The sequence below is a fragment of the Deltaproteobacteria bacterium genome, assembly GCA_009929795.1.
GTDB lineage: Bacteria > Desulfobacterota > Desulfovibrionia > Desulfovibrionales > Desulfomicrobiaceae > RZZR01.
This window is the reverse complement of the sequence record RZZR01000005.1, coordinates 21,897-48,754: the sequence shown is the minus strand read 5'-3', so window position 1 is coordinate 48,754 and position 26,858 is coordinate 21,897. Positions and strand designations below refer to the sequence as shown.

Below are 26,858 nucleotides of genomic sequence, written 5' to 3'. Positions count from 1 at the left end.
GACTTAAAATCCCTCGGCCGCAAGGCTGTACGGGTTCGATTCCCGTCCCGGGTACCAATGTGAACAAGGGCTTGAGCCATTTTCTGGTTCAAGCCCTTTTTGACTCTATCGATTCTGTATAAATCCCCCCCACGAAGGCCTTTTCGCCGTCTCCAGATCAACTGGAAAAAAGCTCAAGGGATAATGATGGCGGTGCCCACGACTGTAGCAAGGCCTCCTGGTTGCCTTTCATAGCCAGCACAGTTGTTCGATCGGACTATTCGATTCTCTCACAGGCCGGAATTGTCCTATTGGTTTATGGATGTCGCAATACATCAGCCAATTTGCTGATGACGTTTCCAATTTTTTTGACAAGGCTTGTCCTTGCTTTGATTCCGGTGACCCTAGGGATGCTTCTCCGAGCGCTTGCGTCGACGACCTATGGCGTCGGCCGCTTTGAGAGAAGCAAGGACCTTGGACGGGGAAATTTCCACAGGCTCGTTGTGGATTGACTCGCCCGGGGCGCAGGTCTTTTCCGCCACCTGGACCAAGTCCCGGTCGGTGACTTCGTTCAGGCCGAGATCGGCCAGGGTCGTCGGTAGGCCGAGGGATTCGCACAGAGTGAAGATCTCGTTCATAAGGCTTGGGGGCTTGTCCGTAAGGACCAGGGAAGCCAGGACGCCGAAGGCGACCTTTTCGCCGTGGTACCGATCCCGGACTCTAGGCAGGACTGTCAGTCCATTGTGGATTGAATGAGCAGCACCCAGGCCTCCGCTCTCGAAACCCAGACCGCTCAGCAGGGTATTGGCCTCAACCACCCGCTCAAGGGCTGGTGTAACCACCCCGGCCTCGCAGGCTGTGAGGGCCGTCAGACCCCATTCCAGGATGGTTTCGTAACAGAGTCTGGCCATAGCGTAGGCGGTCATGGAGCCGACAGTTCCGGCAATGTTGGGCTTTAAGGCCACGCGACAGGATTCGGCCTCGAACCAGGTGGCCAAGGCGTCGCCCATGCCAGCCACCAAATATCTGGCCGGAGCCCGAGCAATAACCTCTGTGTCGACCAGAACCAGGTCTGGGTTACGGGGGAGGATGTCCACCCGCTGGAAAATCCCTTCTGGGGTGTAGATCACGCAGACTGAACTGCACGGGGCGTCGGTGGAGGCAATGGTCGGCATCACAGACACGGGAACCCCTGCCCTGGCGGCCACGGCTTTGGCTGCGTCCATGGTCTTTCCACCACCCAAAGCCGCGATGCTCTCGGCACCGAAATTTTGGGCCGCTTGCAGCAGCCTCTCGATTTCTTGGTCAGTGCATTCACGGCCGAAGCGGGTCACATCAACGGCTCCGGTTTTCTCAAGTTCCAATAGCAGTGGCGGAAGCAGATGCTTCAGTGGGTAGGGGGAGCAGATCAGGAAATGCCGCTGCCCAAATCGTGAGAGCTCTTTGCTCAAGTGGCCTAAAGCCCCGGCTCCTTGCACGTAGCGACCCGGAAACAACGTAGTGCTGATCATAGCGTCATTTCGACTCGAAATGATTGTTTATCGATGATTTTCATTTCATACTCATTTTTGGTGTGCATGTTTCTTCTGAAGGTGACACAAAAGAAAAAGGGGCTACTGAATAATTCAGTAACCCCTTAAAATCTTGGTGCGCCCGGCAAGATTCGAACTTGCGACCTACTGATTCGTAGTCAGGCACTCTATCCAACTGAGCTACGGGCGCGAAGGTGAGTCTTTTATGTGTTGGTCGTTTTGGAGTCAAGAAAAAATGGCCATTAGGATTTTTTGATTCGTCGATAGACCGTGGGAGCGGATTGAATCAGAGGGACTCGGAGACCGGTCAGACTCTCGGAGTGGCCGATGAAGAGATATCCCCCGACGTCAAGGTGTTCGCAGAAGCGGTTGATAAGGCGTTCCTGGGTGGGACGGTCGAAGTAAATCATGACATTGCGGCAGAAGATAACGTGCATTGTCTCCCGAAATCCGAAGTCTTCCATAAAATTCAGCTGGCGAAAATGGACCAGCTTGCGAAGTTCCGGGACGATACGCACAAGCCCCCGAGACCGTTCCTTGCTTCGCAAAAGATATTTTTTCTTCAGCATGTAGGGTATTTTTTCGACGCGTTCCTCTGTGTAGACAGCCCGCATGGCCTTTTCCAGAATCTCTCGGGAAATGTCCGTGGCCAGAATTCCGAACCGGAAACGCGGGGCGCGGGTTTCCTTGAACTCGTTGAGAACAATGGCCAGGGTATATGGCTCTTCACCGGAAGAGCACCCGGCACTCCAGATGGCCATCGGCGCGTTGTCTCCACGGGCGATGAACTCGGGCAGGACGACGGAGTTCATATAATCGAAGTGCTTGGGTTCGCGAAAGAACTCGGTTGTGTTAGTGGTCACGGCGTCCACCAGATGTGGGAGCTCAATCTCCATTCCTTTTAGGGAGAAGAGATATTCGCAATAGGCGGTGAACGAGGGCAGGGCAAGGATGCGCAACCGTTTTTGAAGACGGGCCTGGAGCATTCCCTGCTTCTTGTCCGAGATCTTGATTCCCAGTTCCTTGGAAATGAATTCGCTGAACTTGGCGAATTCACGCGGGCTCATGGCCGGCATTGGATGCAGGGTCGAGGAGGGCCTTGCTCCTGAGCTTTTCATACGTGTTTTTGCATGGACCCTTTATCGGGCTGCACCGATTGAACCAGGCCGGGGATGTCAAGAATGAGGGCCAAGGTTCCGTCACCCTTGACCGTGGCTCCGGAGAGGCCTTTGACGTCCCTGTAGACGCGGCCGAGGCTTTTGATCACGGTCTGGTGTTCGCCGACAACGGTATCGACGACGATGCCCATGCGCTGATCCTCGGTTGTTGTGATGACCACTTGTTCGATGGGCGGTCGCCGTCCAGAGATGCCGAAGCAGTTTCTGAGGCGAATGTAGGGGACGATTTCACCCCTAAGGTTGAGGAACCGTTTTTTTTCGTCCTGATCGTTCTGGTTCACGAGTTCGACGCATTCTTCGACGAGGGTGAGAGGAAGGATGAAGAATTCCGAGCCGACCCGAACCTGGAGGCCGTCGATGATGGCCAGGGTCAACGGGAGTCGGATACTGATGGTCGTTCCCCGACCAATCTGGCTTTCAACGTGGATTCGTCCCCGGAGAGCGTCGATGTTCCGCTTGACGACGTCCATGCCTACGCCCCGGCCGGACACATTGGTGACCTTGACGGCCGTGGAAAAACCGGGCGCGAAAATCAGGCCCAGCATTTCCTGTTCGGTCAGGTCTGCCTCGGGGAGAATGATCCCGCGCTCCACGGCCTTAGCCCGAAGTTTGGTTGGGTCGATGCCGGCTCCGTCGTCGGTAATCTGGATGAGGACCTCTCCTCCGGAGTGTTCGGCCGTGAGGACGATGGTCCCGGTTCTGGGCTTGTCCGCTGCCTGACGCTCGTCCGGGAGTTCAATGCCATGGTCGATGCTGTTGCGCAGAAGGTGGACGAGCGGGTCGTTCAGACGCTCAATGACGGTCTTGTCCAGTTCGGTTTCGGCGCCGTGGGTGACGAGTTCGATCTCTTTGCCTAAGTCGTTGGAGAGGTCCCTGACGAGCCGCTTGAACTTGTTGAAGGTCGTCCCGATGGGCAGCATGCGGACCCCAAGGGTGCTGTCCCGGAGTTCATCGCTCAGTCGCTCGAGGTCCTCGGCGATGGACACCAGAGCGGTGTCGGTGAATTGGGTAGCGAATTGTGAGAGACGGGCCTGGACCGTGACCAGCTCACCGACGAGATCGACCAGGGAGTCAAGTTTTTCGGCCGGAACCCTGATGCTCGATCCCTGGTCCAGCTTTTGCTGCTGGACGACGGTCTGCTTCTGCCGGAGCTGTTCCTGTTCTTTGAGGGCCGAACGGACTTTGGCCGGGGGCACGAGGCCCTGTTCGGCGAGCAGAGCTCCCAGCGGTTTTTGCTGGCCGAGAACCTGCCTCAATTGGTCTTCAGTCAGGTCACCCCGGTCGATGAGAATTTCGCCGAGACGTTTGTGGGCAGAGTCGTCTATGTCGGACCCGGTGGTCATGAGGGTGGAGATTTGGAGATCGCAGTCCTCCTCGACAAATACGAAGATCTCCCTAACGGCGTCCTCGTTCTGGGGCGTGGACAGAAGGATGTCCCAGCTCAGGTAGCAGGATTCTGGATCCAGTTCCTGGAGTAGGGGTACCTCTTCTGTCAGTAGAACATGGCTCTCATGGCCAAGATCGGCCAAGTCAAGAATCAGTCCATAGGGATTGGATCCGGTCAGAAAGATGCGACGATCGGGCTTGAAGCGGATCCTGAAGACGTTGGTGCCCTCGTCCCCAATCTCGCCGGCCCTCGGAATCGTTTTTTCCTCGACGGCTGTCTTTTCCTGTTCGGGAGCGTGCAGGCGGACGATTTCCTTGAGTCCGGTGATGACTGTTTGGGTCTGGTCTCCGGATCCCGAGTCCTCCCCTTGGAGCATGGCCAGAATCTGATCCCTGGCCATAAGGGTCAAATCAAGAAGCCGTTTAGAGATGGGAACCAGCTTATTGCGGACCAGTTCAAAGACGCTTTCGACCTCGTGGGTGAAGGTCGCGATGTCCTCGAATCCGAACATGGCCCCGGAGCCCTTGATAGTGTGCATGGCCCGGAAGACCCTGTTGATCAGTTCCTGGTCCTCAGGGTTGTGTTCGAGTTCGAGCAAGGAGTTTTCGAGTTCTCCGAGCAGCTCCGTGGCCTCGTCTCGGAAGGCTTGTTGATTTTGGGATTCTACAGACATGGCGACCCCTCGACGAACGGATGCGGTTTGGCGGATACGAACTCAATCAGCGGATCAATTTTTTGACCACGGCCAGGAGCTGGTCAGGCTTGAAGGGCTTGACGATCCACCCAGTGGCCCCGGCGGCCTTTCCTTCTTGTTTCTTGGAATCCTGGGATTCCGTGGTGAGCATGACGATGGGGATGAATTTGTAGGCCGGGTTGGCCCGGATGCTACGGATCAGCTCAATGCCGTCCATGTTCGGCATGTTCAGATCGGTGACGACCATGTGGACCTGGCCAGAGAGTTTTGACAGGGCGTCCTTGCCGTCGGAGGCCTCGATGACTCCGTACCCGGCATCTTTGAGGGTGAACCCCACCATCTGGCGGACACTCGCCGAATCGTCGACGGTCATGATCGTTTTGGTCATTGGAGCGGCTCCTGATTGCTGGCTTGTCGGAAAGCGACAAGAATACCTTCCGCGGTCGGGACTCGGAGTCCGGACCAATATGTCTTGGATTTAGAAGAGTTCGACATTGTCGCCCAAATCGTCATCTCTATCATCTGAGAAATCGTCGAAAAGTTCAACCTCATCCATGTCAGTTTTCCTGGGGGTCGATTCAGTTTTGGTATGATTACGGCCGAACATCTCCTCGTGGATGACCCGTTCGCTATCCATGGTGTATTTCTGAAGCAGCGCCTCGATCCGGGAACGATTTCGCAGGAGAGTTTCCGAGTCGATGGGCGGGAGTTTCGACCGTACGGATCCGATGGTTTCGATTAGCCCGGCGGCTGTGGTCCGGATGTCGGCATCGACCCTTTCATGGAAAGTGATGTCGCCGGTGAGGGCCATGATCCTGGCATCCAGTCGTCCGGCCGCCTCGCGAACCCGTTCGAAGTTTTCGGTGATCCCGTCCTCCATGTCATGGAGTTGTTGAAAGATGTCGTTGAAGGAGTCGGTCATTTCGTGCACGTGTCGGGCATCGGTAGCCTTGGCTGCGGTCTCGAACAGCTTGTGGGAGTTCGAGGAAATCTCCTGAAGTCGATCAGTGGCCGCATCTGTCAGTTCCCTGGCGTCACCCGAGAGCTTTTGGATGGCCACGGCCAGAACACCCATGGCCCGACCCTCCTCGCCGGTATGGGCGGCCCTGACGCTGGCATTCAGGGCGATGAGCTCAATCTCGGAGCCGACCTCTTCAATATCCTCGGCCATTTTGACCATCTCGCCCACAGTGGAGGCGACTTCCTCCATGGCCCGTCCGATTCCAGCGGCCTGGGATGCGCATTCGGTCATCGCCTCGAGCAGACCGTCGATGCCCTTTTGAGCCCGAATCAGAGGAGAATCATTCTCGACGTCGGTCGAGCCTACCGCGGCCGTCAATCGAAAGAGGCCGGAGATCTGATTCCTGACGTCTTCAAGGCTGGCCAGCAGGGAGTAAACGGCTTTGAGGAACGTTTGTCCGGCATTGGTGAGCTGAGAAACCTGGAGGTCCACGAGGTCCAAGACCAAGGTGAGGATGCTCACGGCGTCTTCCAAGGACCCGCTTTGCTCTTCGAAATTGGTTAGAAGTTGGAGGCAATGCTCAAGTACTTCGACGACGTGCTCAACTTTTTGTCTGGTGATATCGTGAAATTGGGCCGAAACGACCATCTCGCCCATTTTTTTGGCGATGGCGGCACTGTTGTCGTTCAGTTCGTTTGAACGACGGCTGGCGTTAGTCTGCATTTCTTCCAAGTCGCGGATATTTTCCTGAAGGCGTTCGCTGAAGCCTGATGCCAGCCTGAGCTGGCCGTCAAGGATGCCTTTGGTCGTGGTTCGAGCTCCTTCGACACGATTCAGGAGATTTTGGCATTCGGAGGCGATGCGCTCCGAGTGTTCGGCGATTTTTGTGGCCAGGGTTTCGACGTCGTCGGCCAGAGTCGTGAAGCCTCTTCCGGCGCTGCCAAGACGGGCGCTCTCAATGCGTGTGGAGATGCCCAGAACCTGCAGAGTACGGATGAGACGACGAAAATCACGGATCAAAGAGTTCAGGCCGTTGATGCTGCCAACGATGATTTCCATGTCGGACAGACTTGTTTGAAAGGCGTCGATGGCAAAGACATCCCTGGTGAGTCCGAGGTGTTGGCGGAAGGCCGCGACTGGCGCATCAATGTGCTCGCCGCCGGCCTGGTCGACCAGGTCTCCGGCCAGGGAGGCGAGGCTCCTAGCTTCCTGGTTGATGGAGAACATCTCCTGGCCAAGGTTCAGGAAGTCGGTCTCGTGCTCGTGGATGACCGCCTTGAGGGAGGGAAGAACATCGGACAGGGTCGTTTCTAGTCTGCCGAAATGTTTGTCGTATTCCTGATGCATTGTTTTCTGAGTCTCAAGGCTTGGTGACTATATCGAACTTCTGTCATTGCATATCCACTTTCTTCCTGCTCGTCCAGCGTCATGGATTATGGGCATCATCACAGGAATGTTCTCCAATCGAGCTTCGGTGTTGCCAATCTGGGCCAAAGCTGGCAAGAACTCACGAACGACTCGAAGCCGAGTCGTCGATTCCGGACGCAAGCAAAACGATACGGCTTGGTTCGTAGACAGGTGTCGAGGATCCTGGGAGGAGAATATGAAGATTTTGATCGTCGAAGACGATTTTATCGGCAGAAAGGTTCTACAGAATTTGCTAGCTCCTTACGGCGAGGTAGACATCGCCATGGACGGCAAGGAGGGAATGCAGGCCTTTGAGTTGGCTCACGCCGAAAGGGCGCCGTACGAGCTCATTTGTCTGGACATCATGATGCCGAACATGGACGGGCACGAAGCCCTGAAGAACATCAGGATACGGGAGCAGGAGATGGGTGTCGAGCCGGCAAGTGAGGCCAAGATCGTCATGACCACAGCCCTGGACGACCCGAGAAACGTTTTCGAGGCTTATTATCAGGGCGGGGCCACAGGGTATCTTGCCAAGCCCATCAACCGGGACAAATTGGTGGCCAAGCTCAAGGACCTCAAGCTGCTCTAGCCCCAGGCTCTTGTTCCGTAGGACACCGTTCGAACCGGCCCGTGGGGGCCGGTTTTTTTGTATCTGGAATTCAAGAGATTATGAGGCGGCCCGAATAACCTCCGGGGCGATGCGGTCCAAGGAGACGATTTTATCCACCCCGCCGAGTTTGATAGCCTCCTGGGGCATGCCGAAGACCACACACGAGGCCTCGTCCTGGGCGATGTTGTAGGCCCCGGCCTGATGCATTTCGAACATGCTTTTGGCTCCGTCGTCGCCCATGCCGGTCATTATCACGCCAACCACATTCTTGCCCCCGTAGCGGGCGGCCGATCGAAAGAGCACGTCCACCGAAGGCCGATGCCGAGAGACCAAGGGGCCTTCTTTGATCTGGACAAAATATCGTGCCCCGCTTCGTTTGACGAGCATGTGCCGGTTACCCGGTGCGATTAGGGCCTGACCTCTGAGCAGGGAATCGTTGTCGGAGGCCTCCTTGACACTGATGGCGCAGATGCCGTTCAGACGTTTGGCAAAGGCATTGGTGAATTTTTCCGGCATGTGTTGGACGATGGCGATGGCTGGACAGTCCATGGGCATGGCCTGGAGGAGTTGGACCAAGGCCTCCGTGCCTCCCGTGGATGCCCCGACGACGACGATTTTTTCCGTGGTTTGGATCATGGCCGATCCGCCGGGAGACTTGGGAATGACGGCGTCGGCGGAAAGTTTTTTGGTCACCTTGATGGGCTTGTGGATTGTGATGGGTTTCAGTCGGGCATTGGCGGCGGCCTTGACTGCGTCACAGATCCGAATCTTTGATTCCTCGAAGAACTGCTTGGTTCCGATTTTTGGCTTGAGGATGATGTCCAGTGCTCCGTACTCCAGGGCCTTGAGAGTGGTTTCGGCCCCCTCTTCGGTCAGGGTGGAGCAGATGACGACCGGGATCGGGTACTGGGTCATGATCTTTTTGAGGAACGTGATCCCGTCCATGCGGGGCATCTCAATGTCCAGGGTGATGACGTCGGGGATGCCTTGCTTGAGTTTTTCGGCGGCCACATAGGGATCTGAGGCCGTGCCGAAGATCTCTATGTTCGGATCAGAGGACAGGATATCGCTCAGGGTCTGCCGGACTACGGCCGAATCGTCGACGATGAGGACCTTGATTTTTGGGGGCATGGGTCACTCCTTGAGGAAGTAGAAACCGGGGAGGAATTCTTCGAGGTGGTGATCAGTCCAGGACAAAGGATGCCCGAGGACGAGGCATGCCCAGGGGCTCATGTGCTTACGGATTCGACTCAAGAGACGTTGCTGGACCGGGATATGGAAGAGGTGGATGAGATTTCGACAGAAGACAAGGTCCATTTCGTGACGGAAGTTGAAGTCTTCCATGAAGTCCAGTCGTCTGAAGCGAACCACGTTTCTGATCTCCGGACGGATGCGGACCATGGATTCGGTCCTGGATCGGCTACGAAGGAGGTAGCGGCGCTTCATCTCGTAGGACAGCCTGTTGGCGCAGGTTTCAGAATACACGGCCAGAGATGCGGCATCAAGCGATTCCCGCGAAAAGTCTGTAGCCAGAATCTGGGCGTCACAGTCGGGATTGTCCGAAGCGAACTCGAAAAGGAGCATGGCCAGGGAATACGTGTCCTCGCCCGTCGAGCATCCGGCATGCCAGATATCCAGCCAGGGCTTCTCGACCCGGACATTTTCCCAGAGTCTTGGCAGCACGTGGTCGTGGAGTTGGAGGAAGTCGTTCGGCCTGTGAAAGAATCCGGACACCGGATCGGCCACGGCCTCGATGATGTGCGGTAGTTCGATGTGGAACCCGGTCAGTCGATGGGGATGTCCGAACTGGTTCATGGGCGGGGGGCTCCCTCTGCCGAGGCCTCAAGTTTCTGCTTCATCATCTGTTTGCGGGTGTTCATGGCCTCGGCTAGGGAGTAGATCAGATAGTATTTGTTGATGTTGCTCACATACCGGACCGGCTCTTCGCTGATGCTGTGCAGTACCCCGTATTCGGTATTTCGGAACCATCGGTCGGGATCAAAACCCAGTTTTTCGGTTTGATCCCTTGCCCGGCGAATACTCGTCGGTCCGGCATTGTAGGCCCCGAGAGCGAATCGAATCCGTTCGCTGTTTGAAAGATTTTCTTCGTCGAAATAGAGGTCGCGGATGAGGGCCAGATACTTGACCCCTGCATGGATATTTCCCTCCACCGAGGTAATGTCGGCAATGCCCACCCGAGGGTCCTCCGCCAGAGAGGGCATAATCTGCATGATGCCGATGGCTCCGGCCGGTGACCGTTGGCCGTGGTCGAAACCCGATTCTTGGTAGGCCTGGGCCGCCACGAGCTTCCAGTCGATGCCGTATTGGAGACCGAATTTTTTGAACAGGGAAACGAATTTTTCCCGCTTCGCATTGTCTTCGGGCATGACGGGATTCTTCAGATCCGAGGTCGGGGAGAAATGTCTCTTGAACAGAATGTTGCCGATCTTGGTCCCTTTTTTATGTTTGTCGATGAAGGCGTTGAGGTCGGCCAGGAGCTTAGGATTGTTTCGGCGGACCATCCAGGCGATCCGGCCGTCCCGTCGAAGGGCGGCCTGAGGATAGCTCCGGAGTTCGGAAAGGGCCGGGAGCCAGTGCTCGGCGATATGGCTGTCGGCAACAGTGTAGGGAACAACGCCGCAGTTGACGATTTCAAGGATGTCCTCGGTGGCCAGAGTTTCGTCGGCCTCCAGGATCCGAACCAGGGGAAGACCCTTGTGTTTCAGGCTCTCGTTCAAGGTCAACAGAGATTCGAAGTAGCTGCTGCTTGGACGAACCATAACATCTCGGCCGGACAGTTCGTCCAGAGTATGGATGGGAGGTGCCTCGGCGTGGCCGATGACGATCTCGGAAATGCCGCTCAGGTAGGATTTGGTGAAGGCCGCTTCCTCCATCCTGGCCTCGGTGACGGTCAGACCCGCAGCGGCGATGTCGCCGTATCCCGCCTTCAAAGCCGGTAGAAGAAGACTCTGGGGCAGGGGGATGAATTCAAAGACGACCGGCAATTCCTTGCGGGATCTTTCCTTGTTCAGGTACTTTTCGTATTCCTTGAGCAGGCCGAATTCGAAACCGGAGAGTTGTCCCTGTTCGATGTAGAAGTTTGTTCGGGAAAAGCTGGTCAGAACCCGGATCGCTTTGCGATCCTTCATAACAGGAAGGTCTTCGGTGTGAACCTCGGCGCTGCGCATGAGGGTCAGGGGTTTCACGTCCGGCTCTCCGGCTTCGGAGGAAGAAATGAGGGCCAGGACGAGAGAGAGGGCAAGAAAGGCCGTGTGGGTCAGCCCTTGAAGAGAGCTTTGATTCAAACCGGAAAACTCCTGCTGAACATGGTTGTTGTCGTGTTTTTGGTCGAGAACGTCGGATGCGATGGTTTTGAGTCCAAACGGACGAAATGTCAAAGTTCAACGGGAACTCCGGGGTGGTCTTTTTGACCTTCACAGGCAATTGGGATAGGTCCGCCTCATGAAGTGCGACGACCGTCATCCGAGCTCCAAATTCGACGACAAACGCATCGATTGGCCTTCGGCCTTTCGGGAGCAGTCCCACCCTGCGGACGTCGCCGACCATCTGGAGAACCTCGAATTCGAGGAACAGATGGCCTTGATCAAAAGTCGGCCTCTGGAGGATGTGGCCTATTCAGTGGCCGAGATGGAGCCTTACGATCGGGTGGCCCTGATGAGGATGCTTCCGACAGAACTGGCCGCCGATATCTTGGCCATTTCCTCACCGGACGATGCCGCAGACATTATCGACGAGTTGCCTTCGGCCGACAGACACAGAATTCTTAAAGGCCTCAAGCAGGAGGACGCTGCCGAGATCAGACATCTTTTGATGTTCGATCCGGATACGGCCGGCGGGGTCATGAATACCGAGATCCTGGTCCTGGACCAGGATCTGACAGCGGAGCAGGCCATCAGCCTGATTCGGCACCACGTCGAAGAATCTGAAATTCTCTACTACGCCTACATTGTCGACAACATGCGCCACCTCAAGGGGGTGTTGTCCCTGAGGGATCTGCTTCTCAGCCCGGCCAAGAAACGTCTGAGGGATTGCCTCAAAGAACAGAACCTCGTCTACGTTACATCGGACGTGGACAAGGAGGAGGTGGCCAGGCTGATCGATCGATATAATTTCCTGGCCATTCCCGTCGTGGATCACGATCAGCGCATCCTGGGCATCGTGACCGTAGACGACGTCATCGACATCATCCAGGATGAGATCACCGAGGACATCCAGCGGATGGTCGGCGCCGGAGCCGACGAAACAGTCGATTCTCCCTGGCTCTATTCCATAAGGATGCGGATCCCCTGGCTGTTTCTCAATCTTTTGAATTCCGGGGTGTCGGCCTGGGTCGTCCACCTGTTCGAAGGTAGTATAGCCCAGATGGCGGTCTTGGCTGTGCTGATGCCCATCGTGGCTAATCAGGCCGGAAACACGGGCCAGCAATCCCTGGCGGTCATGATCCGTCAGTTGGCCGTCGAGCGGTTTGATCGAAAAAAAGTCTGGTTGGCGGTCATGCGGGAGGCCAAGATCGGCCTGGCCAGCGGGATCATCATCGGTCTGGCTGTTTTCGTCGGTCTCGGGCTATGCTTCGGCAGGTTGCCATTGGCAGCGGTGGTCTCGGTGTCCTTGGGCGTCGATATGCTTCTCGGAGCGGTGGCCGGGGCTTCGATACCACTGATTCTTCGGGCCTTGGGGCGTGACCCGGCCCAGGCATCAAGCATTTTTTTGACCACTTTGACGGACAGCGCCGGGTTTTTCACCTTTCTCGGACTTGCATCCTTGTTTTTATTTTGAGCTCTTTTTATAGGCCTGTCGGCGGGCGATGAGAGCCAATTTCAGGGGATGCCTCAATGGCGTCCAGAAGGCTGATGACCAGGGTCAGGAAGTCGGCCTCGGTCAGGATGCCGACGAGCTTTCCATCCTCAACCACCGGGAGGCATCCGTACTTGTTTCGATACAGGATCTGGGCTGCTTCCTTGAGATTCATTTCTGGAGGGACGGTGATTGCGTCCTTGCGCATGATTCCGCCTGCCGGTATGCCCGCGTCCAGCTCGTCCTGGGTCTTCCGGTCAATGCCTGCCAGCTTGGAGACCGTGGCCGAGAGGATATCGCGGTGAGTGATAAGGCCGACGAAGCGGGATTTTTCGTCGACAATGGGTATATGCCGGATTCTGGCCATTTTCATGATGGACTTGGCCGACTTGATGGAGTCGTATTTTTGGAGGGTGAATAACGACGTGGACATGAGATCGCGAACCGTGAGCAGCATGGAACCTCCCGTGTTATGTCCGTACTGTAGTCAAGATTCTTGGGCCATGTCTCCAATCTTGTCAAGGCAAAGCCGCTATTTGGCCCAGACGGATCATCGGTGTGGTACCGGCCGATGAGCCGCGACTGGATTCGCAACAGACAGCGGATGGTCCGTGAGCAGATCGTGGCCCGAGGCGTATCCGATCCGGCCGTGATCAAGGCCATGGAGAAACTTCCCCGACATCTTTTTGTCGAGGAGGCCCTCCAGGCCCAGGCCTATGGTGACCATCCCGTGCCAATCGGCTACGGCCAGACAATCTCCCAGCCCTATATAGTGGCCAGAATGTCCGAACTTTTGAACGTTTCCTCGGGGATGAAGGTCTTGGAAATCGGGACCGGATCAGGCTACCAGGCCGCAGTTCTGGCCGAAATGGGGGCGGATGTGTTCACGGTCGAGCGGGTGAGGTCCCTCTATATGCAGGTCAAGAAGCGGATGATGGACATGCGCATCTTCGGCGTTAGCCTCAAGCTCGACGACGGGACCATGGGCTGGCCCGAGGAGGCACCATTCGACCGGATCATCGTCACGGCCGGAGGCCCGGATATTCCAAATCCGCTTATCACCCAGTTGGCAAATCCGGGGATTTTGGTCATGCCCGTGGGTTCCTCAAGACGTAATCAGGAACTGATCGTGCTGCGCAAGGATGCCGGGCAGCTTTCCAAAGAGAATCATGGGGCAGTGGCCTTCGTCGATCTTGTTGGTAATCATGGATGGTGAATCATGAAATTCATTCAAAGATGGATGGATTGGCTGTGGGATGTGGCCGGCCGAAAAGGGGCCGAAAAGGTTTTGATGGTCGTGTCCTTCACAGAATCGATTTTTTTTCCCATTCCTCCAGATCTGCTGCTCATTCCCATGGGCCTGGCCAGACGGGATCGGGTTTTCCGGTATGCCGGGATCTGTTTGGTCTTGTCCATTCTCGGCGGAGTGTTCGGCTATCTGATCGGTCAATATTTTATGGAGGCCATCGGTGATCCGATTATTGCCTTTTATGGTCTGACGGACAAATATGGAGTGGTCCAGGAGTGGTACAGGGAATGGAGTGCCTGGGCCGTGGTTGTGGCCGGGCTGACACCGATCCCCTACAAGCTGTGCACGTTGACGGCCGGGGCATTCAGAATCGATTGGCCGACCTTTGTTCTGGCCTCCATTCTCAGCAGAGGGCTGCGGTTTTTTCTGATCGCCTTGTTCATCCATTTCTTTGGTGAACAGGCCAGATATTTTCTGGCCGAGCGATTCAATCTGGTGGTCAGTGCCACACTGGTCCTGGTTATCCTGGGCTTCGCAGCCCTGAAATTGATCTAAATATCGAGCAAGGAGTGATGACAGGATGAGTACCTGCCCGTCGAGCGGCACAGACAAGAAAAGCAGCGCCAACGCCCTGCAGGATCAATTGATCGCCTCGACCCTGAGCAAGATCAAATACAAGTTGTTCGTCATGAGCGGCAAGGGCGGAGTGGGCAAGAGTTCCGTTGCCGTCAATCTGGCCGCGGCGCTGTCCATCAAGGGCTACCGGGTCGGCCTGCTGGACGTGGACATCCATGGACCCAGCGTTCCCCACCTTCTGGGGCTCAAGGGTCTCCTTGAGATCGACAGGGGATCCATTGTCCAACCGAAGATGTACAACGAGAATTTGGCCGTAGTTTCCATGGAGTCCCTGCTCAAGGATCCGGACCAGGCCGTTCTTTGGCGAGGGCCAATGAAGACCGGGGCCATACGGCAGTTCGTGGCCGATGTGGACTGGGGAGAACTGGACTTTTTGGTCATCGACTCGCCTCCGGGCACCGGAGACGAGCCCATGACCGTGCTGAAGACCATTCCCGAGGCATTGAGCATCGTTGTGACCACTCCGCAAGAGATTTCCCTGGCTGACGTGCGTAAGGCCGTCAATTTCCTCCAGTACGCCCAGGCCAACATTCTGGGAGTGGTCGAAAACATGAGCGGACTCATCTGCCCTCATTGCAGCAAGAAGATTGATTTGTTCAAGTCCGGAGGAGGCCGGGACCTGGCCGAAAAGTACGGATTGAGGTTTCTCGGGGCCATTCCCTTGGATCCGTCCACAGTGGTAGCAGGAGATCTGGGAAAACCTGTGGTCCTTCTGGACGAGGAAACTCCCGCTCGGAAGGCTCTGTTGGAGTTGTCTGAAACCGTGGCCCGTGCTGCCAGGGAAAGTTTGGAGGCGGTGTCCAGCATTCATGTTTAAGGGCAGGATCAGTGGAGATGGTCAGCATCGGAAATTCCATGGAATCAGTTGAAAAAGGCGCTGTCATCTCAATTATGGGTTTCAGCGTCATCTTGGCCTGGGCAGTGGTTCTGACATGGGCCAGTTGCGCCGGGTCCGGAACCATCTATTTCTACAAAGATGAACACGGTGGTCTTCATTTCACCGATCTGCCGACATCGGACAAGTTCCAGCCTTACATTACCTTTGGTGAGGCCAAGCAGCTGGACGACCGGAAGTTCGCAAGGGTCGTGTCCTTCTATAGCGAAAGACACGATCTGGACGAGGCTCTGGTCCATGCGGTGATTGAGGTGGAGTCGGGTTATCGGAGCGATGCAGTTTCCTCTGCCGGGGCCCAGGGGCTGATGCAGATCATGCCCGATACCCAAAAGGATCTTGGTCTGAAGCGGCCCTTTGATCCGGAGGAGAACATCGACGCCGGCATCAGATATCTCAAGATGATGTTGACCAAGTTTCAGGACATTCCCCTGGCTCTGGCCGCCTACAACGCCGGGCCGACCAACGTCGAAAAGTATCGGGGCATCCCGCCTTTCCAGGAGACCAAAAACTACGTGAAAAAGGTCATGCACATCTACAATCGGATCAAGGGACAGGGATGACCATGGTTTTCAATCTGGCCAACATCCTGACTTTAGGACGGATATTTCTCGTTCCGGTCATCGTCCTCCTCTTGGCCTATCCCGGACGGATGACCTGCATGACGGCCCTAATCTTTTTCGCGGCTGCCTCGCTCACCGATCTGGCTGATGGTTTCGTGGCCCGGCGATACAATCAGATCACAACTCTTGGAAAGTTTTTGGACCCCATCGCCGACAAGATCCTCGTCAGCTCTGTCCTCATCTCCCTTGTTGGTTTGGGCTGGGTTCCGGCTTGGGCGGCAGTGATCATTGTCGTCAGGGAGATCCTGGTTACCGGATTGAGGGCCGTGGCCGCTCAGCAGGGACTGGTCATAGCCGCTGACGCGTACGGCAAGATCAAGACGGTTTTCCAGATGCTGAGTATTGGCCCCCTCATCCTTCATTATCCGGTCTTCGGCATTGACCCGAATCCTTTGGGCCTGACCATGCTCTACATTTCCCTGGTTATGACCGTCTATTCGGGAGGAAATTATTTTTTGAACTTTTACAAAATCTGGACGAAGTGAGATTTTGCCGATACTGATGAAAGCGAAGTTCATCCGCCGACAACCCCAGACCAGGAGCGGCCAATGGCCCAGATAGACGCCTTTTTCAAGATGGTCCACGACCTGGGTGCCTCCGACCTGCACCTTTCGACCGGGTCCCAGCCCATCATCCGTCTTCACGGCGAGATGCAGCGGATCAAGTACAAAGTCCTCGAACACGAGGAGCTGAAAAAGCTCTTGTATGAAATTACTCCCGAGGACAAGATTAAGTCCTTCGAGGAAACCGGGGACGTCGACTTTTCCTACGAAGTGCCCAAAATGGCCAGATACAGGGCCAACTTTTTCAATCAGCAGCGAGGTGTGGCCGCTGTTTTCCGCGAGATTCCCCAGAAGATCCTGACCATCGAAGACCTCGGCCTTCCCCCGATTCTGAAAAATATCTGTCAGCTCCCCAAGGGACTGGTCCTAGTCACCGGGCCTACAGGCAGCGGTAAATCGACCACTTTGGCGGCGATGATTGATTTCATCAACAGGAACCGCAAAGAGCACGTCCTGACCATCGAGGATCCCATTGAGTTCGTCCATGAGTCCGTCAATTGTCTGATCAACCAGCGCGAGGTCGGCCGTGACACCAAAAGTTTCCACGCTGCCCTGAGAGGGGCTCTGCGCGAAGACCCGGACATCATCCTGGTGGGCGAAATGCGCGATCTTGAAACCATTCAATTGGCTTTGGAGGCTGCCGAGACCGGCCATTTGGTTTTCGGAACCCTTCACACCATTTCGGCTTCCAAAACCATCGACCGAATCATCGAGATTTTTCCCGGCCAGATGCAAGGGCAGGTCCGGTCCGGTCTTGCCGATTCGCTTCGGGCCGTGGTGGCCCAGAACCTCTTCAAGCGCATCGACAGGCCAGGTCGGGTGGCGGCCCTGGAGATTCTCATTTGCGTTCCGGCCGTTCGAAACCTGATTCGGGAAAACAAGATCTTCCAGATAAACAACGTCATCGAAACCGGTCGCAAGTACGGCATGCAGGCCCTGGACGACGCCATCATGAAATACCTGGAGGCCAACATCATCGATGCCGAGCAGGCTTACAACAAGGCCTCCTCCAAGTCCAAGTTCCGGGATTTCCTGACCTCTCCTCCAGAGGACTTCACCGAGGTGTAGGCAGGTGCAATCATGATCAGATCCCAACTCGACCACCTCGTGGATGCCATCATGCAGGATGCTCCGGACGCCTCGGACATCATCTTTACAGTCGGCAAGCCTCCCCAGGTGGAGGTTTTCGGAGATCTTCGTGACGTTGCAGCAGGGCCCCTTACCAAGCCACTGAATCCCTTTCAGGTCGAAAGCATCGCCACGTGTATGATGGGGCGGAGCATGCGGCTCTATCAGGACCAACTCAGGAGCGGCTCCTGCGACCTGTCGTACGAACTTCCGGGGCAGTACCGATTCAGGGTCAACGTACTGGGTCAGAAGGCCTCCCTGGGCATCGTCATGCGCAAGCTGGCTATGCACGTTCCGACTCTCGAAGAGATGGGTCTGCCCGAGGTCTTTCACAAGATGGTCAACGAAAAATATGGGCTTATACTGGTCACGGGAGGCACTGGAACGGGGAAATCGACGTCCCTGGCTGCGCTCATCGACCGGATCAACGAGCATCACCCCAAGCATATCGTCACATTGGAAGACCCCATCGAATATCTTCATACCCACAAGAAGGGCACGGTCAATCAGCGTGAGCTGGGTCAGGATTTCGACGCCTTTGCATCAGGCCTGCGGGCAGCCCTGCGTCAGGCGCCCAAGGTCATTCTCGTGGGCGAAATACGGGACCGAGAGACTGTCACCACGGCCTTGGAGGCCTCGGAGACGGGCCATCTGGTTTTGGGGACCCTGCATACAAGCGACGCCGGCCAGACCATCAACCGGATCATCGGCATGTTCGACCTATCCGAGGAGCGGCTTGTTCGGCAACGTTTGGCCGAGAGTCTGAAATTCGTCGTCTCCCAGCGGCTCATGCCAAGGGTTTCAGGTGGTCGGGTGGCGGCCTTTGAGATCATGGCCACCAATCTCCGGGTCCGGGAAGTCATCCACAACGGGGAGTCCGAGGAGAAGAATTTCTACTCGATCATCGAACAGGGGGAGGCCTTTGGCATGATCACCTTTGACAAATTTCTGGCCAACCTTTTCGAGAAGGGGGAGATTACGGCCCGTACGGCCATGATCCACGCCTCGTTCCGAACTAGGCTCATGCAGATGATCGATCGAATCAGAGCGAACAGGGGCGAGAAGGTTACGGACATCGAGAGGCTCGAGCTCGACGTCAACTATGGACAGGGATCTGGAGGGCGCGGTGGATCTGGCGTGCACTAGCTGCGAGGCCCGTTTCCGGATTCCGGACGAGAAGCTGCCGGAATCGAAACGCTTTGGCGTACGTTGTCCCCGGTGCGGAAGTAAGATCGTGGTCGATCGGGACAAGGGCCCAGAACTCAAGGCCGAAGAGGTAGTTCGTCAGGTGGTCAGGGCCGGGGCTACAGCTGACGTTCTGGAGTTTTTTCCTCCAGGGGCCAGGGTGGCCTTCTCGGCTTTGCCCGAGGGCCGATTCTCCAAGACTTTGTACAAAGCACTGCAGCTTCGGGGAATCCATATCAGCCTGGCAACCTATAAGGACACGGACCACGCACGCCTGATGCTCAACACCTATCAAATTGTCGTGCTGCACGATGACGAGCACGGGCGGAGTCTTTTGGATGTCATCCATTCCTGGACCGGCACTAGAAGGAGAGAGGTCAACGTGGTTATGGCTGGAGGCAAGGCCGTGAGCATGGACCCGGTCGAGGCCTTCAGGCTGGGGGTCAATATGTATCTCAATGAAGAGGACGTCGAAAAGATGGACGATCACCTTGACAACGTTGAAAAAGCCTTTGAGGTCCACGTCGAGATGTGGAACAAGGCTCGGCGTAATCTGGACCGGCAGGGTGGACAGAACTGATCCGGCCCTGTTGTCCAGGGTTGCATCCTGCGTAGAGGCCATACTGGAACTGGAGGCTCGGCTGGGGCTTTCAGGCCAGGACTCTGAAACGGCCACCGAGTTCAAATATCTGCGCAGGTTGGCTCCCCGCATCGCTTCAATGGCCATGGCCGAATCCGATGTTGAGCGGATCGAAGAGGCCACGGCACGGTTTTTCGACGAATTGCGAAAGGTGTTTGGAGACGTGCCCCTTGGTCCTCTTCGGATACTCCACTAGAGAATCGGCAATGGCAAATACGTCATGAATACGTGGTCGAAATTTACCATTGCGGCCCTTCTGGCCCTTGATCTCTTTCTGGCCTATCGTTTTGTTTTCAGTCCTCACGGCATCATGGCCTATTTCGAGGTCCAGGATGCCTACCGGTCCATGTTGATGCGAGTGGAGGAGATCGAACAGAAAAACGTGGACCTTAGCAGACAGATCCGTCTCATGCGTGACAACGAGATGTATTTGGAGAGTGTGGTCAGGCGGGAAATGAACTATGTTCGACCGGGAGAGGTCCTTTACCTTGTCCCTGATCGGACCAGAAAGCTTCCGGAGCATGAATGATGCAAGAAAAAATCAAATTTTACAGGGAAATTTTCAGTTTGGACTCGAATTCCAAGGTGTTCTTTCCCTTGGCGGGCATGTATCTTGAGGCCGGACTGAAGGACGAGGCCGAGACGGTCTTGCGGCAAGGCCTGGAACGCCACCCAGAGCACATGGAGGCCCGGCTTCTTCTGATCCGGGTCTGTCATGAAAAAGGTAAGGGAGATGAGGCCGGAGCCTTGGTGCGAGAATTGATGAATTCCCTGCACGGTTGTCCACCTTTTTTCCAGATTTGGAGCCAGGAACTGGAGCGAGAGGGGCGGAGTGAGGCGGCCATGATCCTGTCCCTTTTGACTTCTCACTTTGGCTCAAAGCCGGTGTCCGTCAAAGATATCTTCTCTGCCGGCTTGAAGATTTTGCTTGCCGATCGGGGACAAGATCGCAGGGCTTCGGCCAAAAGCGAGGTCGAACAGGGTGCCGTCGTGGAGGAGGAATGGGAGGAATACCCTCCGGACGAATCCCCTCAGCCGACTGAGGATCTCGCCGGAGCTGTCCTGACCGTTCCGGTGGAGGAGGACCTTCAGGAGCCCGATCAGGACGAGGATGCCGAAGAGGTCGACGAAAGCCTGATTGAGGGCGGGGTGAGAACCCGGTCCATGGCCGATGTCCTTTTTTCACAGGGAGAGTATCGCAAGGCCTTGGATATCTACACCGAACTGTGGCGGGAAAGTCTTCCCGGATCGGATCGTAGAGATCTGGAGTCCCAGGTGGCCAAAGCCCGGACGGCCCTAGAAGAGGGTGCGCATGATCAAGATGGGGGAGAACCGGATCAGGCCGACGACGTGGTCGGCCGATTGGAAGATCTGGCCGAAAGATTGGAACAGCGGGCTAGAAAGGCCTAGGACTGGATCTTGATTTGTTCCGGGGGTCAGGGTTCTGGGAAGCCGGAAGTCGGCAATGCCTGTGATTCAAAGGCCTCGAGTTCGGCCCGTAAAGTCGAGATCCGTTCGCGAAATCGTTCTCGACTGTCGTGCATTCGCTTGATTTTGTCCTCCAGTGTGGCGATTCTGGAGTCAGTGGTGTATTTGGTCTTTTGGACTGCGGCCTGGGCGCGAACGAAAACAGCACCGATAATCCAGATGGATGCCAATGTCAGGACGATGCCAAGAATGATGGAAACGTACATTTTGAGTTTCGATCCTTGATCGATGGGTCTGGTTCAGGGCTGGAATTTTTTTCTGGCAGCTTTGACGTCCTTATAGGAGGCAAATCCCAGGAGCACAAGGGCATCCTCCATACGGAGGTTGCCGTTTCCCGAGGCGGTGATGAACCGAACGGCTCTTTCGCATTGTTCTTGATTGACGATGCCCTGGGATATCAAAAATTCTTCAAAGTTCACGGTCGCGGCACCGGGTTCTGGCGAACCCTGTTCCTGGGGTCGAACTGTTGATTGGAGTTTATCCAGGGCCGTTTCAAGACCCAGGATATCATCCTTAAGGGTGGATAATTCCAGCTTCAGAGCCCTGTATTGTTGTTCGATATCCTTTTCCCGGCCGGTCAGGGAGTGGATCTCGGCCTCGCGCCAGAGGATGATTCGTCGGCAGGCCAAGGACGTGGCCAGAGTGAAGGCCAGGATCATGAGCAGACTGAAAATGATGATCATGGCTATGAGAGCTAAAGAACTCCATATAGAAAATCAAGTGGCCCGGATTCACGGGACGCTGTCGTTCACAAGGGAAACATGAAAATCAAGATCGCGCTCATCGTCCTTTTGTTGGCTGTGTGTCTGACCGCTTCGGGCTGCAGCTATCTGAAATCTACCTGGAAGGGGACGAGAAAAGTATACAAGGAATATGTAAATCCCAACCCGAGCCTGGATCTTGAAGTGCCCGAGGATTCCCCTCGGGCCGAGTTTTCCCGGCTATTCCGGCCCGTGGACACCCAACTGGCCAGATTGTACCGGATCATGAACAGTCAGGATCGTTTCCCTTCGGACGAATGGTATGGTCGAGTTTTGGAGGAACTTCCCTGGCTGAGCGGTCTGATGGCCATTGATTCTTCGGGTGTAGTCCTCCATCAGGAGCCTCCGGTGACCATGAAATCCCTTGATTTTACTTCTGAGCTGGCCTTGGGCGACGAGTGGAACGATCGTAAGGTCCGAGGTGGCTTCAAAGAGACGCCTCTGGGCCCTGAGTTTTTTCTTGCCGCTCCGTTTTTCAAGGATAGCCTTTGGCAAGGTTTGATTGTCGCTCATTTCGATCCAAGAAGTCTGTGTCGGTTGAGTGATGCTCCGGATCGTTTAATCTTATTTTCCAACTCGACCCTGTTCTGTGGCCGGTTGGGAGCTGAAGGTCCGGACAAAGCCATGCAGTTGATAGAAAACAGGCTGTTAAACGCGGACAAGATCCAGGGAACCATGGACGTTGATGGCCGGGTTTATCTATGGCTGGCCCGGACCATGGGCGGTGTTTGGTTCATCTACGCCATGGAACAATGAAATTCGGGAGGTCGCTGATGATCGGAATCACGGTTGTCGAACACATGCTGCTCCACCAGAAGAAGTCTCCCATGGCTACGGGACGGTTTACCCGTCTCTTAAACGAGTTGATCCTGTCGGCGAAGCTCATTTCCAGGGAGGTGACCAAGGCCGGACTCGCCGACATTCTCGGCCTGACCGGGGAGGTCAATGTCCAAGGGGAACAGGTCCAGAAGCTGGATGATTTTTCCCAGAAGGTCATCGTTCATCGCATGACCAGGGCCGGAGTCCTCTGCGCCATGGCCTCGGAAGAGCAGGCCGACTTGATTCTCATTCCCGACCAGTTTCCAGTGGGTGAATATTTTCTGATGTTCGATCCCCTGGATGGGTCCTCGAACATCGATGCCAACGCAAGCATCGGGACCATTTTCGGTATCTACCGACGCAAAAGCGGCCAGGGACATGAGGTCAGTCAGGCCGAGGTTCTTCAGAGAGGCCTGGACCAGGTGGCAGCTGGATATGTCATCTACGGATCCTCGACCATGTTCGTCTACACGACAGGCGAGGGGGTCCACGGTTTCACTTTGGATCCAAGCATCGGGGAGTTCTTGCTCTCGCATCCGAACATTGTCATTCCGGAGCACGGCAAGGTCTATTCGATCAACGAAGGCTACTGGAATTATTGGGACGATCGGACCAAGAAGGTTTTGACTAGGCTCAAGGCCGGGGGAAATGCCCAGGGCCGTCCGTACAGTTTGCGCTACATCGGTTCCCTGGTTTCGGATTTCCATCGCAACCTGCTCTGCGGGGGCATCTTTATGTACCCGGCTGACACCCGGGACCCCAAAAAGCCCACGGGAAAGCTACGGTACTATTTCGAGGCCGCGCCTATGGCCATGATCGTCGAACAGGCCGGAGGATCAGCGACGGATGGCTATCAGAGGATTCTGGATATGGGCCCTTTGGACCTTCACTCCCGCGTTCCCCTGTTTATTGGTTCCAAGAGCGACGTGGAACTCGCCACGAAAGTCATGTCCGAAGGATAGTTCCGAAGGAACCGCTTTCGAGTATCAAAGAACCGTATTTCATGCTCTGTCTCGGAATTGAGTCTTCCTGCGACGAGACCGGCTTGGCCCTTGTCGATAACGGCCTTGTGGTTTCCAGTTGTCTCGCCAGCCAGGTCCCTGTTCATGCCGTTTTCGGTGGGGTCGTACCCGAGATCGCCTCCAGGGAGCATCTTCGGGTTCTCCCTGGTCTGTGGGCCGATCTTTTCCGAAATTGCGACCGGAGCCCCCAGGACATTCGGCTTGTGGCCGTGACTCGTGGGCCGGGCCTTTTGGGGAGTCTTCTGGTGGGGTTGGGTTTCGCCAAGGGGGTTGCCATGGGGCTGAGCGTTCCCTTGATCGGCGTTGATCATCTCCTGGCCCATCTGATGGTTTCCGGAATGGCATCCCCCCTGGAGTTTCCTTTTCTCGGCCTGGTGGTCTCCGGGGGGCACACGTCCATCTATCGGTCTGAATCTTCCACCTCGTTCACGGTTTTGGGTCGGACCTTGGACGACGCGGCCGGAGAAGCTTTTGACAAGACGGCCAAATGTCTGAATTTGCCCTATCCTGGGGGTCGTCTGATCGACGAGATGGCCGTGTTGGCCGAACCGGACCGCAAGATGTTGCCCAGACCGTATCTCGACAATCAGAATCTCGATTTCAGTTTCAGCGGGTTGAAGACGGCCACGGCCAACCTCATCGCCAGCCGTCCGGAGTTCGTTCAGAGGCATATGAGCACGGAAGGGACCTTGGCCTCGTTGACGATCCATCCCGATCTTCCGGAATTTTGCGCCTCCTTCAACTGGGCCGTGGCTGATACGATCCGGATCAAGATCGAGCGGGCGTTGGCCCGTTACCCGGACACGAGAATGCTGGTGGTTGCGGGTGGGGTTGCCGCCAATAGCGCCGTGCGGGCCATAGCCGGACAATTGTCCCAAGTCCATGGGATTAGCCTGGCCATCCCGGATGTCGGCCTCTGTTCCGACAACGGGGTCATGATTGCTTATTACGGCGAAATTCTTGGCCGTGCGGGTTTTTTTCATGGGCAGGATCTCGACGCCGTGCCCAGAGGCCGGAAGGTACCCTGGGATTATCGATCCATATAATGCTGTGTTTTGGTCCTTGGTCCGCCGCTTGACAGGGGTTTGAACCACCACGTAGAGTTTTCACTTGAAAATGGCGCATGGAAGCCGTGTTTCGGGTGATCGATTTGGCCTATGTCGCCTTGATTTTTGTCAGTCAACCTTTTTTATGAACAAGGAGTTCAAAATGGCGCAGCAGATCTCGGACAACAATTTTGAGTCCGAAGTCCTTAAAAATGATTTGCCGGTTCTGGTCGACTTCTGGGCCCCCTGGTGCGGGCCATGCCGGGCAATAACTCCAGTCGTTGAGGAATTGGCCCAGGAATATGCCGGAACTGTGAAGATCGTGAAGATGAATGTGGACGAGAATCCGGCCACTCCGAACAGGTTTGGAATCCGGGCCATTCCGACCCTCATTCTTTTCAAGGGTGGAGAGGTCGTCGAGCAGGTCACCGGGGCCGTATCCAAGGCCAGTCTGAAGCAGATGATCAGTTCCAAGATCTAGCCCGGCATGACGGCACTATACGATTGCCTCGTTATCGGCGGAGGCCCGGCAGGAATCACGGCGGCTCTCTATCTTCTTCGAGCCGGGTTTTCTCTGGCCTGGGCCGAGAAGTTGGCCCCAGGCGGACAGATGCTCAACACGGAGCGGATCGACAACTATCCGGGTTTTCCAGAAGGCATTTTGGGCTGGGAGCTTTCCGAACTCTTTGAGCGGCATCTGAAACCCTTTTCCTGTGACCGGTTTTCGGACGAGGTTCTCAAGGTGGACCTCAAAGGGAAGATCAAGACAGCTTCCGTGGGTGACCAAGATGTCTCGGCCAGAACGGTCATTGTTGCCACCGGAGCCAATTGGAAGAAGCTTGGAGCTCCCGGAGAGAATCAGCTGGCAGGGAGGGGCGTCTCGTATTGCGCCGTGTGCGACGGAAATTTTTTTCGTGGCCAGGAAGTGATCTGTATCGGCGGTGGAAACACGGCCCTCGAGGAGTCTTTGTACCTGGCAAGGATCGTGAGCAAGGTCCATTTGGTGCATCGGCGGGATCGTTTCCGTGGAGATCGAATCTATCAGGACAAGGTGGCCCGCGAACCCAAGATCGTTCCCCACATGGACACTGTGGTCACGTCTTTTGTCGGAGAAAATGGTCTGACCGGAGTTGATCTGAAGAATGTGGTGACCGATGAGCGATCTCATCTCGAGGTCAACGGGGCGTTCATCTTTATCGGCCTAAAACCGGCCACTGGTTTCCTTCCTTCCGATCTCGAGCGGGACGAGGACGGATTCTTGAAGACCGACCAGGAAATGGCCACAAATATTGATGGGGTTTTTGCCGCCGGAGACGTCCGCTCCAAACGCTGCAGGCAAGTGACCTCCGCAGTGGGAGACGGGGCTGTTGCCGCCTACGCAGCGACCGAATTCATCGAGCGAACCAATGTTTGATTTTTGGGACGGAATAAGACCGTTGCGCCATTTTTTTCTTTGTTTGATGTTGGCCGGGCTTCTTCAGGGATGCGGGCTTATTGACTACGTTTTCCTGACCCCTCCGGAGGATACGGCCCAGGAAATGGCCGAGGCTGGCCGTCTGGCCATGCAGGAGAAGCGGTATGGGGATGCCATCGATTCCTTTACAAAGCTCAAGGAACGATACCCTTTCAGCCCGTACACGGCCATGGCCGAACTCGCCCTCGGGGATGCCTATTTTCTTGACGAGCAGTACAAGGCCGCCGTGGCGACCTACAAGGAGTTCGAGGCGCTGCATCCCAGACACGAGGCCATACCCTACGTTTTGTTCCAGATCGGGAAGTCCAATTTCCTTATGTTCGATTCCATCGACCTTCCCCAGGACAATATCACCGAGGCGGTGGACTATTTCAACCGGGTGGCCCTGAGCTTTCCCGACAGTCCCTACGCCGGGGAGGCCCGGGAGTATATTGTCAAGTGCAGGCGTTACGAGGCCGAACACGAGGTCTTTGTAGCCGATTTTTACTGGAGAACCGGGAACTACGAGGCGGCTTGGCAACGGTATTCATACGTGGTCGACAGGTATCCTGAGCAGGAGGAGATTGTTCGTTATTCTTTGGTGCGCAGGGACCTGTCCTACTTCAAATATCAGAAAAGTCGTTCCCAGGAACGGATCGATGAGGAGAAAGGCAGTTGGAAACAATGGTTCGACTGGCTGTGATCGGCCGGATCGATTTTTCGTGAGGCGGCCTTGGCCGCCTTTTTTATAGTGTGAATTTCAGAAAGCGGACCAAGGGTGGGTTGA

Annotated in this window: 30 protein-coding genes and 1 tRNA gene; 19 read left to right on the top strand and 12 right to left on the bottom strand. The window is 55.7% G+C overall.

Translation table 11 applies throughout. The annotated features are described in order from the left end of the window. Positions 1-383: 383 nt before the first annotated feature. From EOM25_01500 to EOM25_01475, 6 genes are all read right to left on the bottom strand, one after another. The gene (locus EOM25_01500) at positions 384-1,490 is read right to left on the bottom strand and encodes a glycerol dehydrogenase (protein ID NCC23864.1); all 1,107 of its coding nucleotides are present in this window, start codon (positions 1,488-1,490) and stop codon (positions 384-386) included. 134 nt (positions 1,491-1,624) lie between these two features. Further along, positions 1,625-1,701, bottom strand: a tRNA-Arg gene (locus EOM25_01495). Positions 1,702-1,753: 52 nt separating this feature from the next. Next, positions 1,754-2,629, bottom strand: a complete 876-nt coding sequence (locus EOM25_01490) for a chemotaxis protein CheR (GenBank protein NCC23863.1) — start codon at positions 2,627-2,629, stop codon at positions 1,754-1,756. Continuing rightward, a complete protein-coding gene (locus tag EOM25_01485) occupies positions 2,626-4,749 on the bottom strand; it encodes a chemotaxis protein CheA (GenBank protein NCC23862.1) in 2,124 nt (707 codons plus the stop codon). Before EOM25_01485 ends, EOM25_01490 begins: the two co-directional genes overlap by 4 nt. A gap of 46 nt (positions 4,750-4,795) precedes the next feature. Beyond that, positions 4,796-5,158, bottom strand: a complete 363-nt coding sequence (locus EOM25_01480) for a response regulator (protein NCC23861.1) — start codon at positions 5,156-5,158, stop codon at positions 4,796-4,798. Positions 5,159-5,248: 90 nt separating this feature from the next. Continuing rightward, positions 5,249-7,078, bottom strand: coding sequence for a hypothetical protein (locus EOM25_01475; GenBank protein NCC23860.1), 1,830 nt, complete (start codon positions 7,076-7,078; stop codon positions 5,249-5,251). A gap of 256 nt (positions 7,079-7,334) precedes the next feature. Here EOM25_01475 and EOM25_01470 point away from each other — a divergent pair, with 256 nt between their 5' ends. After that, positions 7,335-7,730, top strand: coding sequence for a response regulator (locus tag EOM25_01470; protein ID NCC23859.1), 396 nt, complete (start codon positions 7,335-7,337; stop codon positions 7,728-7,730). Positions 7,731-7,808: 78 nt separating this feature from the next. Here the strand turns inward: EOM25_01470 and EOM25_01465 are convergent, their stop codons facing one another. From EOM25_01465 to EOM25_01455, 3 genes are read right to left on the bottom strand one after another with little or no spacing between them, the layout of a single operon-like run. After that, the gene (locus tag EOM25_01465; GenBank protein NCC23858.1) at positions 7,809-8,882 is read right to left on the bottom strand and encodes a chemotaxis response regulator protein-glutamate methylesterase; all 1,074 of its coding nucleotides are present in this window, start codon (positions 8,880-8,882) and stop codon (positions 7,809-7,811) included. 3 nt (positions 8,883-8,885) lie between these two features. Next, the gene (locus EOM25_01460) at positions 8,886-9,566 is read right to left on the bottom strand and encodes a chemotaxis protein CheR (GenBank protein ID NCC23857.1); all 681 of its coding nucleotides are present in this window, start codon (positions 9,564-9,566) and stop codon (positions 8,886-8,888) included. Continuing rightward, positions 9,563-11,056, bottom strand: coding sequence for a transporter substrate-binding domain-containing protein (locus tag EOM25_01455; GenBank protein NCC23856.1), 1,494 nt, complete (start codon positions 11,054-11,056; stop codon positions 9,563-9,565). Before EOM25_01455 ends, EOM25_01460 begins: the two co-directional genes overlap by 4 nt. Positions 11,057-11,213: 157 nt before the next feature. Here EOM25_01455 and mgtE point away from each other — a divergent pair, with 157 nt between their 5' ends. Then, positions 11,214-12,548, top strand: a complete 1,335-nt coding sequence (mgtE, locus tag EOM25_01450; GenBank protein ID NCC23855.1) for a magnesium transporter — start codon at positions 11,214-11,216, stop codon at positions 12,546-12,548. Positions 12,549-12,555: 7 nt separating this feature from the next. Here mgtE and EOM25_01445 read toward each other — a convergent pair whose 3' ends face one another. Continuing rightward, positions 12,556-13,020, bottom strand: coding sequence for a CBS domain-containing protein (locus EOM25_01445; protein NCC23854.1), 465 nt, complete (start codon positions 13,018-13,020; stop codon positions 12,556-12,558). 117 nt (positions 13,021-13,137) lie between these two features. Between EOM25_01445 and EOM25_01440 the strand changes: the two genes are divergently transcribed. The 11 genes from EOM25_01440 (at position 13,138) to EOM25_01390 (ending at position 20,892) form a co-directional block, all read left to right on the top strand. Further along, on the top strand, positions 13,138-13,782 hold the full coding sequence (locus EOM25_01440; GenBank protein ID NCC23853.1) for a protein-L-isoaspartate(D-aspartate) O-methyltransferase: 645 nt from the start codon (positions 13,138-13,140) through the stop codon (positions 13,780-13,782). Positions 13,783-13,785: 3 nt separating this feature from the next. Continuing rightward, positions 13,786-14,370, top strand: a complete 585-nt coding sequence (locus EOM25_01435; protein NCC23852.1) for a DedA family protein — start codon at positions 13,786-13,788, stop codon at positions 14,368-14,370. Positions 14,371-14,395: 25 nt separating this feature from the next. Further along, positions 14,396-15,268 (top strand): ATP-binding protein, encoded by an 873-nt coding sequence (locus tag EOM25_01430; GenBank protein ID NCC23851.1) that lies wholly within the window; start codon positions 14,396-14,398, stop codon positions 15,266-15,268. 17 nt (positions 15,269-15,285) lie between these two features. Continuing rightward, positions 15,286-15,906, top strand: a complete 621-nt coding sequence (locus EOM25_01425; protein NCC23850.1) for a lytic transglycosylase — start codon at positions 15,286-15,288, stop codon at positions 15,904-15,906. Positions 15,907-15,908: 2 nt separating this feature from the next. Then, positions 15,909-16,451 (top strand): CDP-diacylglycerol--glycerol-3-phosphate 3-phosphatidyltransferase, encoded by a 543-nt coding sequence (pgsA, locus tag EOM25_01420; protein NCC23849.1) that lies wholly within the window; start codon positions 15,909-15,911, stop codon positions 16,449-16,451. A gap of 63 nt (positions 16,452-16,514) precedes the next feature. Further along, a complete protein-coding gene (locus EOM25_01415) occupies positions 16,515-17,597 on the top strand; it encodes a type IV pilus twitching motility protein PilT (GenBank protein ID NCC23848.1) in 1,083 nt (360 codons plus the stop codon). A gap of 12 nt (positions 17,598-17,609) precedes the next feature. Beyond that, the gene (locus EOM25_01410; protein ID NCC23847.1) at positions 17,610-18,803 is read left to right on the top strand and encodes a PilT/PilU family type 4a pilus ATPase; all 1,194 of its coding nucleotides are present in this window, start codon (positions 17,610-17,612) and stop codon (positions 18,801-18,803) included. Further along, on the top strand, positions 18,760-19,422 hold the full coding sequence (locus EOM25_01405) for a hypothetical protein (protein ID NCC23846.1): 663 nt from the start codon (positions 18,760-18,762) through the stop codon (positions 19,420-19,422). The genes EOM25_01410 and EOM25_01405 overlap by 44 nt, the downstream gene beginning before the upstream one ends. After that, positions 19,409-19,678 carry a hypothetical protein gene (locus tag EOM25_01400; GenBank protein NCC23845.1) on the top strand — a complete coding sequence of 90 codons (270 nt, stop codon included), beginning with the start codon at positions 19,409-19,411 and terminating at the stop codon, positions 19,676-19,678. Before EOM25_01405 ends, EOM25_01400 begins: the two co-directional genes overlap by 14 nt. 24 nt (positions 19,679-19,702) lie before the next feature. Continuing rightward, positions 19,703-20,011, top strand: coding sequence for a septum formation initiator family protein (locus EOM25_01395; protein NCC23844.1), 309 nt, complete (start codon positions 19,703-19,705; stop codon positions 20,009-20,011). Further along, complete coding sequence (locus EOM25_01390; protein NCC23843.1) at positions 20,008-20,892, top strand: tetratricopeptide repeat protein; 885 nt, start codon at positions 20,008-20,010, stop codon at positions 20,890-20,892. Before EOM25_01395 ends, EOM25_01390 begins: the two co-directional genes overlap by 4 nt. A 26-nt stretch (positions 20,893-20,918) precedes the next feature. On the opposite strand, the gene EOM25_01385 is transcribed toward EOM25_01390, so the two are convergent. Both EOM25_01385 and EOM25_01380 read right to left on the bottom strand, forming a co-directional pair. Then, a complete protein-coding gene (locus EOM25_01385; GenBank protein ID NCC23842.1) occupies positions 20,919-21,176 on the bottom strand; it encodes a hypothetical protein in 258 nt (85 codons plus the stop codon). A 33-nt stretch (positions 21,177-21,209) separates the two neighbouring features. Beyond that, positions 21,210-21,653: a hypothetical protein gene (locus EOM25_01380; protein ID NCC23841.1), complete on the bottom strand. Its 444-nt coding sequence runs from the start codon at positions 21,651-21,653 to the stop codon at positions 21,210-21,212. Between the two features lie 78 nt (positions 21,654-21,731). Between EOM25_01380 and EOM25_01375 the strand changes: the two genes are divergently transcribed. From EOM25_01375 to EOM25_01350, 6 genes are all read left to right on the top strand, one after another. Next, the gene (locus EOM25_01375; protein ID NCC23840.1) at positions 21,732-22,487 is read left to right on the top strand and encodes a hypothetical protein; all 756 of its coding nucleotides are present in this window, start codon (positions 21,732-21,734) and stop codon (positions 22,485-22,487) included. Positions 22,488-22,504: 17 nt separating this feature from the next. After that, on the top strand, positions 22,505-23,512 hold the full coding sequence (locus EOM25_01370) for a class 1 fructose-bisphosphatase (GenBank protein ID NCC23839.1): 1,008 nt from the start codon (positions 22,505-22,507) through the stop codon (positions 23,510-23,512). Between the two features lie 41 nt (positions 23,513-23,553). After that, on the top strand, positions 23,554-24,618 hold the full coding sequence (gene tsaD, locus EOM25_01365) for a tRNA (adenosine(37)-N6)-threonylcarbamoyltransferase complex transferase subunit TsaD (GenBank protein NCC23838.1): 1,065 nt from the start codon (positions 23,554-23,556) through the stop codon (positions 24,616-24,618). 163 nt (positions 24,619-24,781) lie between these two features. Next, positions 24,782-25,099: a thioredoxin gene (trxA, locus tag EOM25_01360; GenBank protein ID NCC23837.1), complete on the top strand. Its 318-nt coding sequence runs from the start codon at positions 24,782-24,784 to the stop codon at positions 25,097-25,099. Positions 25,100-25,105: 6 nt separating this feature from the next. Beyond that, positions 25,106-26,032: a thioredoxin-disulfide reductase gene (trxB, locus tag EOM25_01355; protein NCC23836.1), complete on the top strand. Its 927-nt coding sequence runs from the start codon at positions 25,106-25,108 to the stop codon at positions 26,030-26,032. Beyond that, positions 26,025-26,774: an outer membrane protein assembly factor BamD gene (locus EOM25_01350; GenBank protein NCC23835.1), complete on the top strand. Its 750-nt coding sequence runs from the start codon at positions 26,025-26,027 to the stop codon at positions 26,772-26,774. The genes trxB and EOM25_01350 overlap by 8 nt, the downstream gene beginning before the upstream one ends. Positions 26,775-26,858 lie beyond the last annotated feature (84 nt).

What these genes read in the sequence shown, in the direction of transcription:
- EOM25_01410 (NCC23847.1), top strand. Translation starts at nt 17,610, where the DNA reads ATGATCAGATCCCAACTCGACCACCTCGTGGATGCCATCATGCAGGAT.
- trxB (NCC23836.1), top strand. Translation starts at nt 25,106, where the DNA reads ATGACGGCACTATACGATTGCCTCGTTATCGGCGGAGGCCCGGCAGGA.
- EOM25_01380 (NCC23841.1), bottom strand. Translation starts at nt 21,653, where the DNA reads ATGATCATCATTTTCAGTCTGCTCATGATCCTGGCCTTCACTCTGGCC.
- EOM25_01490 (NCC23863.1), bottom strand. Translation starts at nt 2,629, where the DNA reads ATGAAAAGCTCAGGAGCAAGGCCCTCCTCGACCCTGCATCCAATGCCG.
- EOM25_01435 (NCC23852.1), top strand. Translation starts at nt 13,786, where the DNA reads ATGAAATTCATTCAAAGATGGATGGATTGGCTGTGGGATGTGGCCGGC.
- EOM25_01465 (NCC23858.1), bottom strand. Translation starts at nt 8,882, where the DNA reads ATGCCCCCAAAAATCAAGGTCCTCATCGTCGACGATTCGGCCGTAGTC.
- EOM25_01390 (NCC23843.1), top strand. Translation starts at nt 20,008, where the DNA reads ATGATGCAAGAAAAAATCAAATTTTACAGGGAAATTTTCAGTTTGGAC.
- EOM25_01425 (NCC23850.1), top strand. Translation starts at nt 15,286, where the DNA reads ATGGTCAGCATCGGAAATTCCATGGAATCAGTTGAAAAAGGCGCTGTC.
- EOM25_01395 (NCC23844.1), top strand. Translation starts at nt 19,703, where the DNA reads ATGAATACGTGGTCGAAATTTACCATTGCGGCCCTTCTGGCCCTTGAT.
- EOM25_01475 (NCC23860.1), bottom strand. Translation starts at nt 7,078, where the DNA reads ATGCATCAGGAATACGACAAACATTTCGGCAGACTAGAAACGACCCTG.
- EOM25_01485 (NCC23862.1), bottom strand. Translation starts at nt 4,749, where the DNA reads ATGTCTGTAGAATCCCAAAATCAACAAGCCTTCCGAGACGAGGCCACG.
- EOM25_01350 (NCC23835.1), top strand. Translation starts at nt 26,025, where the DNA reads ATGTTTGATTTTTGGGACGGAATAAGACCGTTGCGCCATTTTTTTCTT.
- EOM25_01375 (NCC23840.1), top strand. Translation starts at nt 21,732, where the DNA reads ATGAAAATCAAGATCGCGCTCATCGTCCTTTTGTTGGCTGTGTGTCTG.
- EOM25_01385 (NCC23842.1), bottom strand. Translation starts at nt 21,176, where the DNA reads ATGTACGTTTCCATCATTCTTGGCATCGTCCTGACATTGGCATCCATC.
- trxA (NCC23837.1), top strand. Translation starts at nt 24,782, where the DNA reads ATGGCGCAGCAGATCTCGGACAACAATTTTGAGTCCGAAGTCCTTAAA.
- mgtE (NCC23855.1), top strand. Translation starts at nt 11,214, where the DNA reads ATGAAGTGCGACGACCGTCATCCGAGCTCCAAATTCGACGACAAACGC.
- EOM25_01480 (NCC23861.1), bottom strand. Translation starts at nt 5,158, where the DNA reads ATGACCAAAACGATCATGACCGTCGACGATTCGGCGAGTGTCCGCCAG.
- EOM25_01440 (NCC23853.1), top strand. Translation starts at nt 13,138, where the DNA reads ATGAGCCGCGACTGGATTCGCAACAGACAGCGGATGGTCCGTGAGCAG.
- EOM25_01470 (NCC23859.1), top strand. Translation starts at nt 7,335, where the DNA reads ATGAAGATTTTGATCGTCGAAGACGATTTTATCGGCAGAAAGGTTCTA.
- EOM25_01415 (NCC23848.1), top strand. Translation starts at nt 16,515, where the DNA reads ATGGCCCAGATAGACGCCTTTTTCAAGATGGTCCACGACCTGGGTGCC.
- EOM25_01430 (NCC23851.1), top strand. Translation starts at nt 14,396, where the DNA reads ATGAGTACCTGCCCGTCGAGCGGCACAGACAAGAAAAGCAGCGCCAAC.
- EOM25_01500 (NCC23864.1), bottom strand. Translation starts at nt 1,490, where the DNA reads ATGATCAGCACTACGTTGTTTCCGGGTCGCTACGTGCAAGGAGCCGGG.
- EOM25_01370 (NCC23839.1), top strand. Translation starts at nt 22,505, where the DNA reads ATGATCGGAATCACGGTTGTCGAACACATGCTGCTCCACCAGAAGAAG.
- tsaD (NCC23838.1), top strand. Translation starts at nt 23,554, where the DNA reads ATGCTCTGTCTCGGAATTGAGTCTTCCTGCGACGAGACCGGCTTGGCC.
- EOM25_01405 (NCC23846.1), top strand. Translation starts at nt 18,760, where the DNA reads ATGGACAGGGATCTGGAGGGCGCGGTGGATCTGGCGTGCACTAGCTGC.
- pgsA (NCC23849.1), top strand. Translation starts at nt 15,909, where the DNA reads ATGGTTTTCAATCTGGCCAACATCCTGACTTTAGGACGGATATTTCTC.
- EOM25_01460 (NCC23857.1), bottom strand. Translation starts at nt 9,566, where the DNA reads ATGAACCAGTTCGGACATCCCCATCGACTGACCGGGTTCCACATCGAA.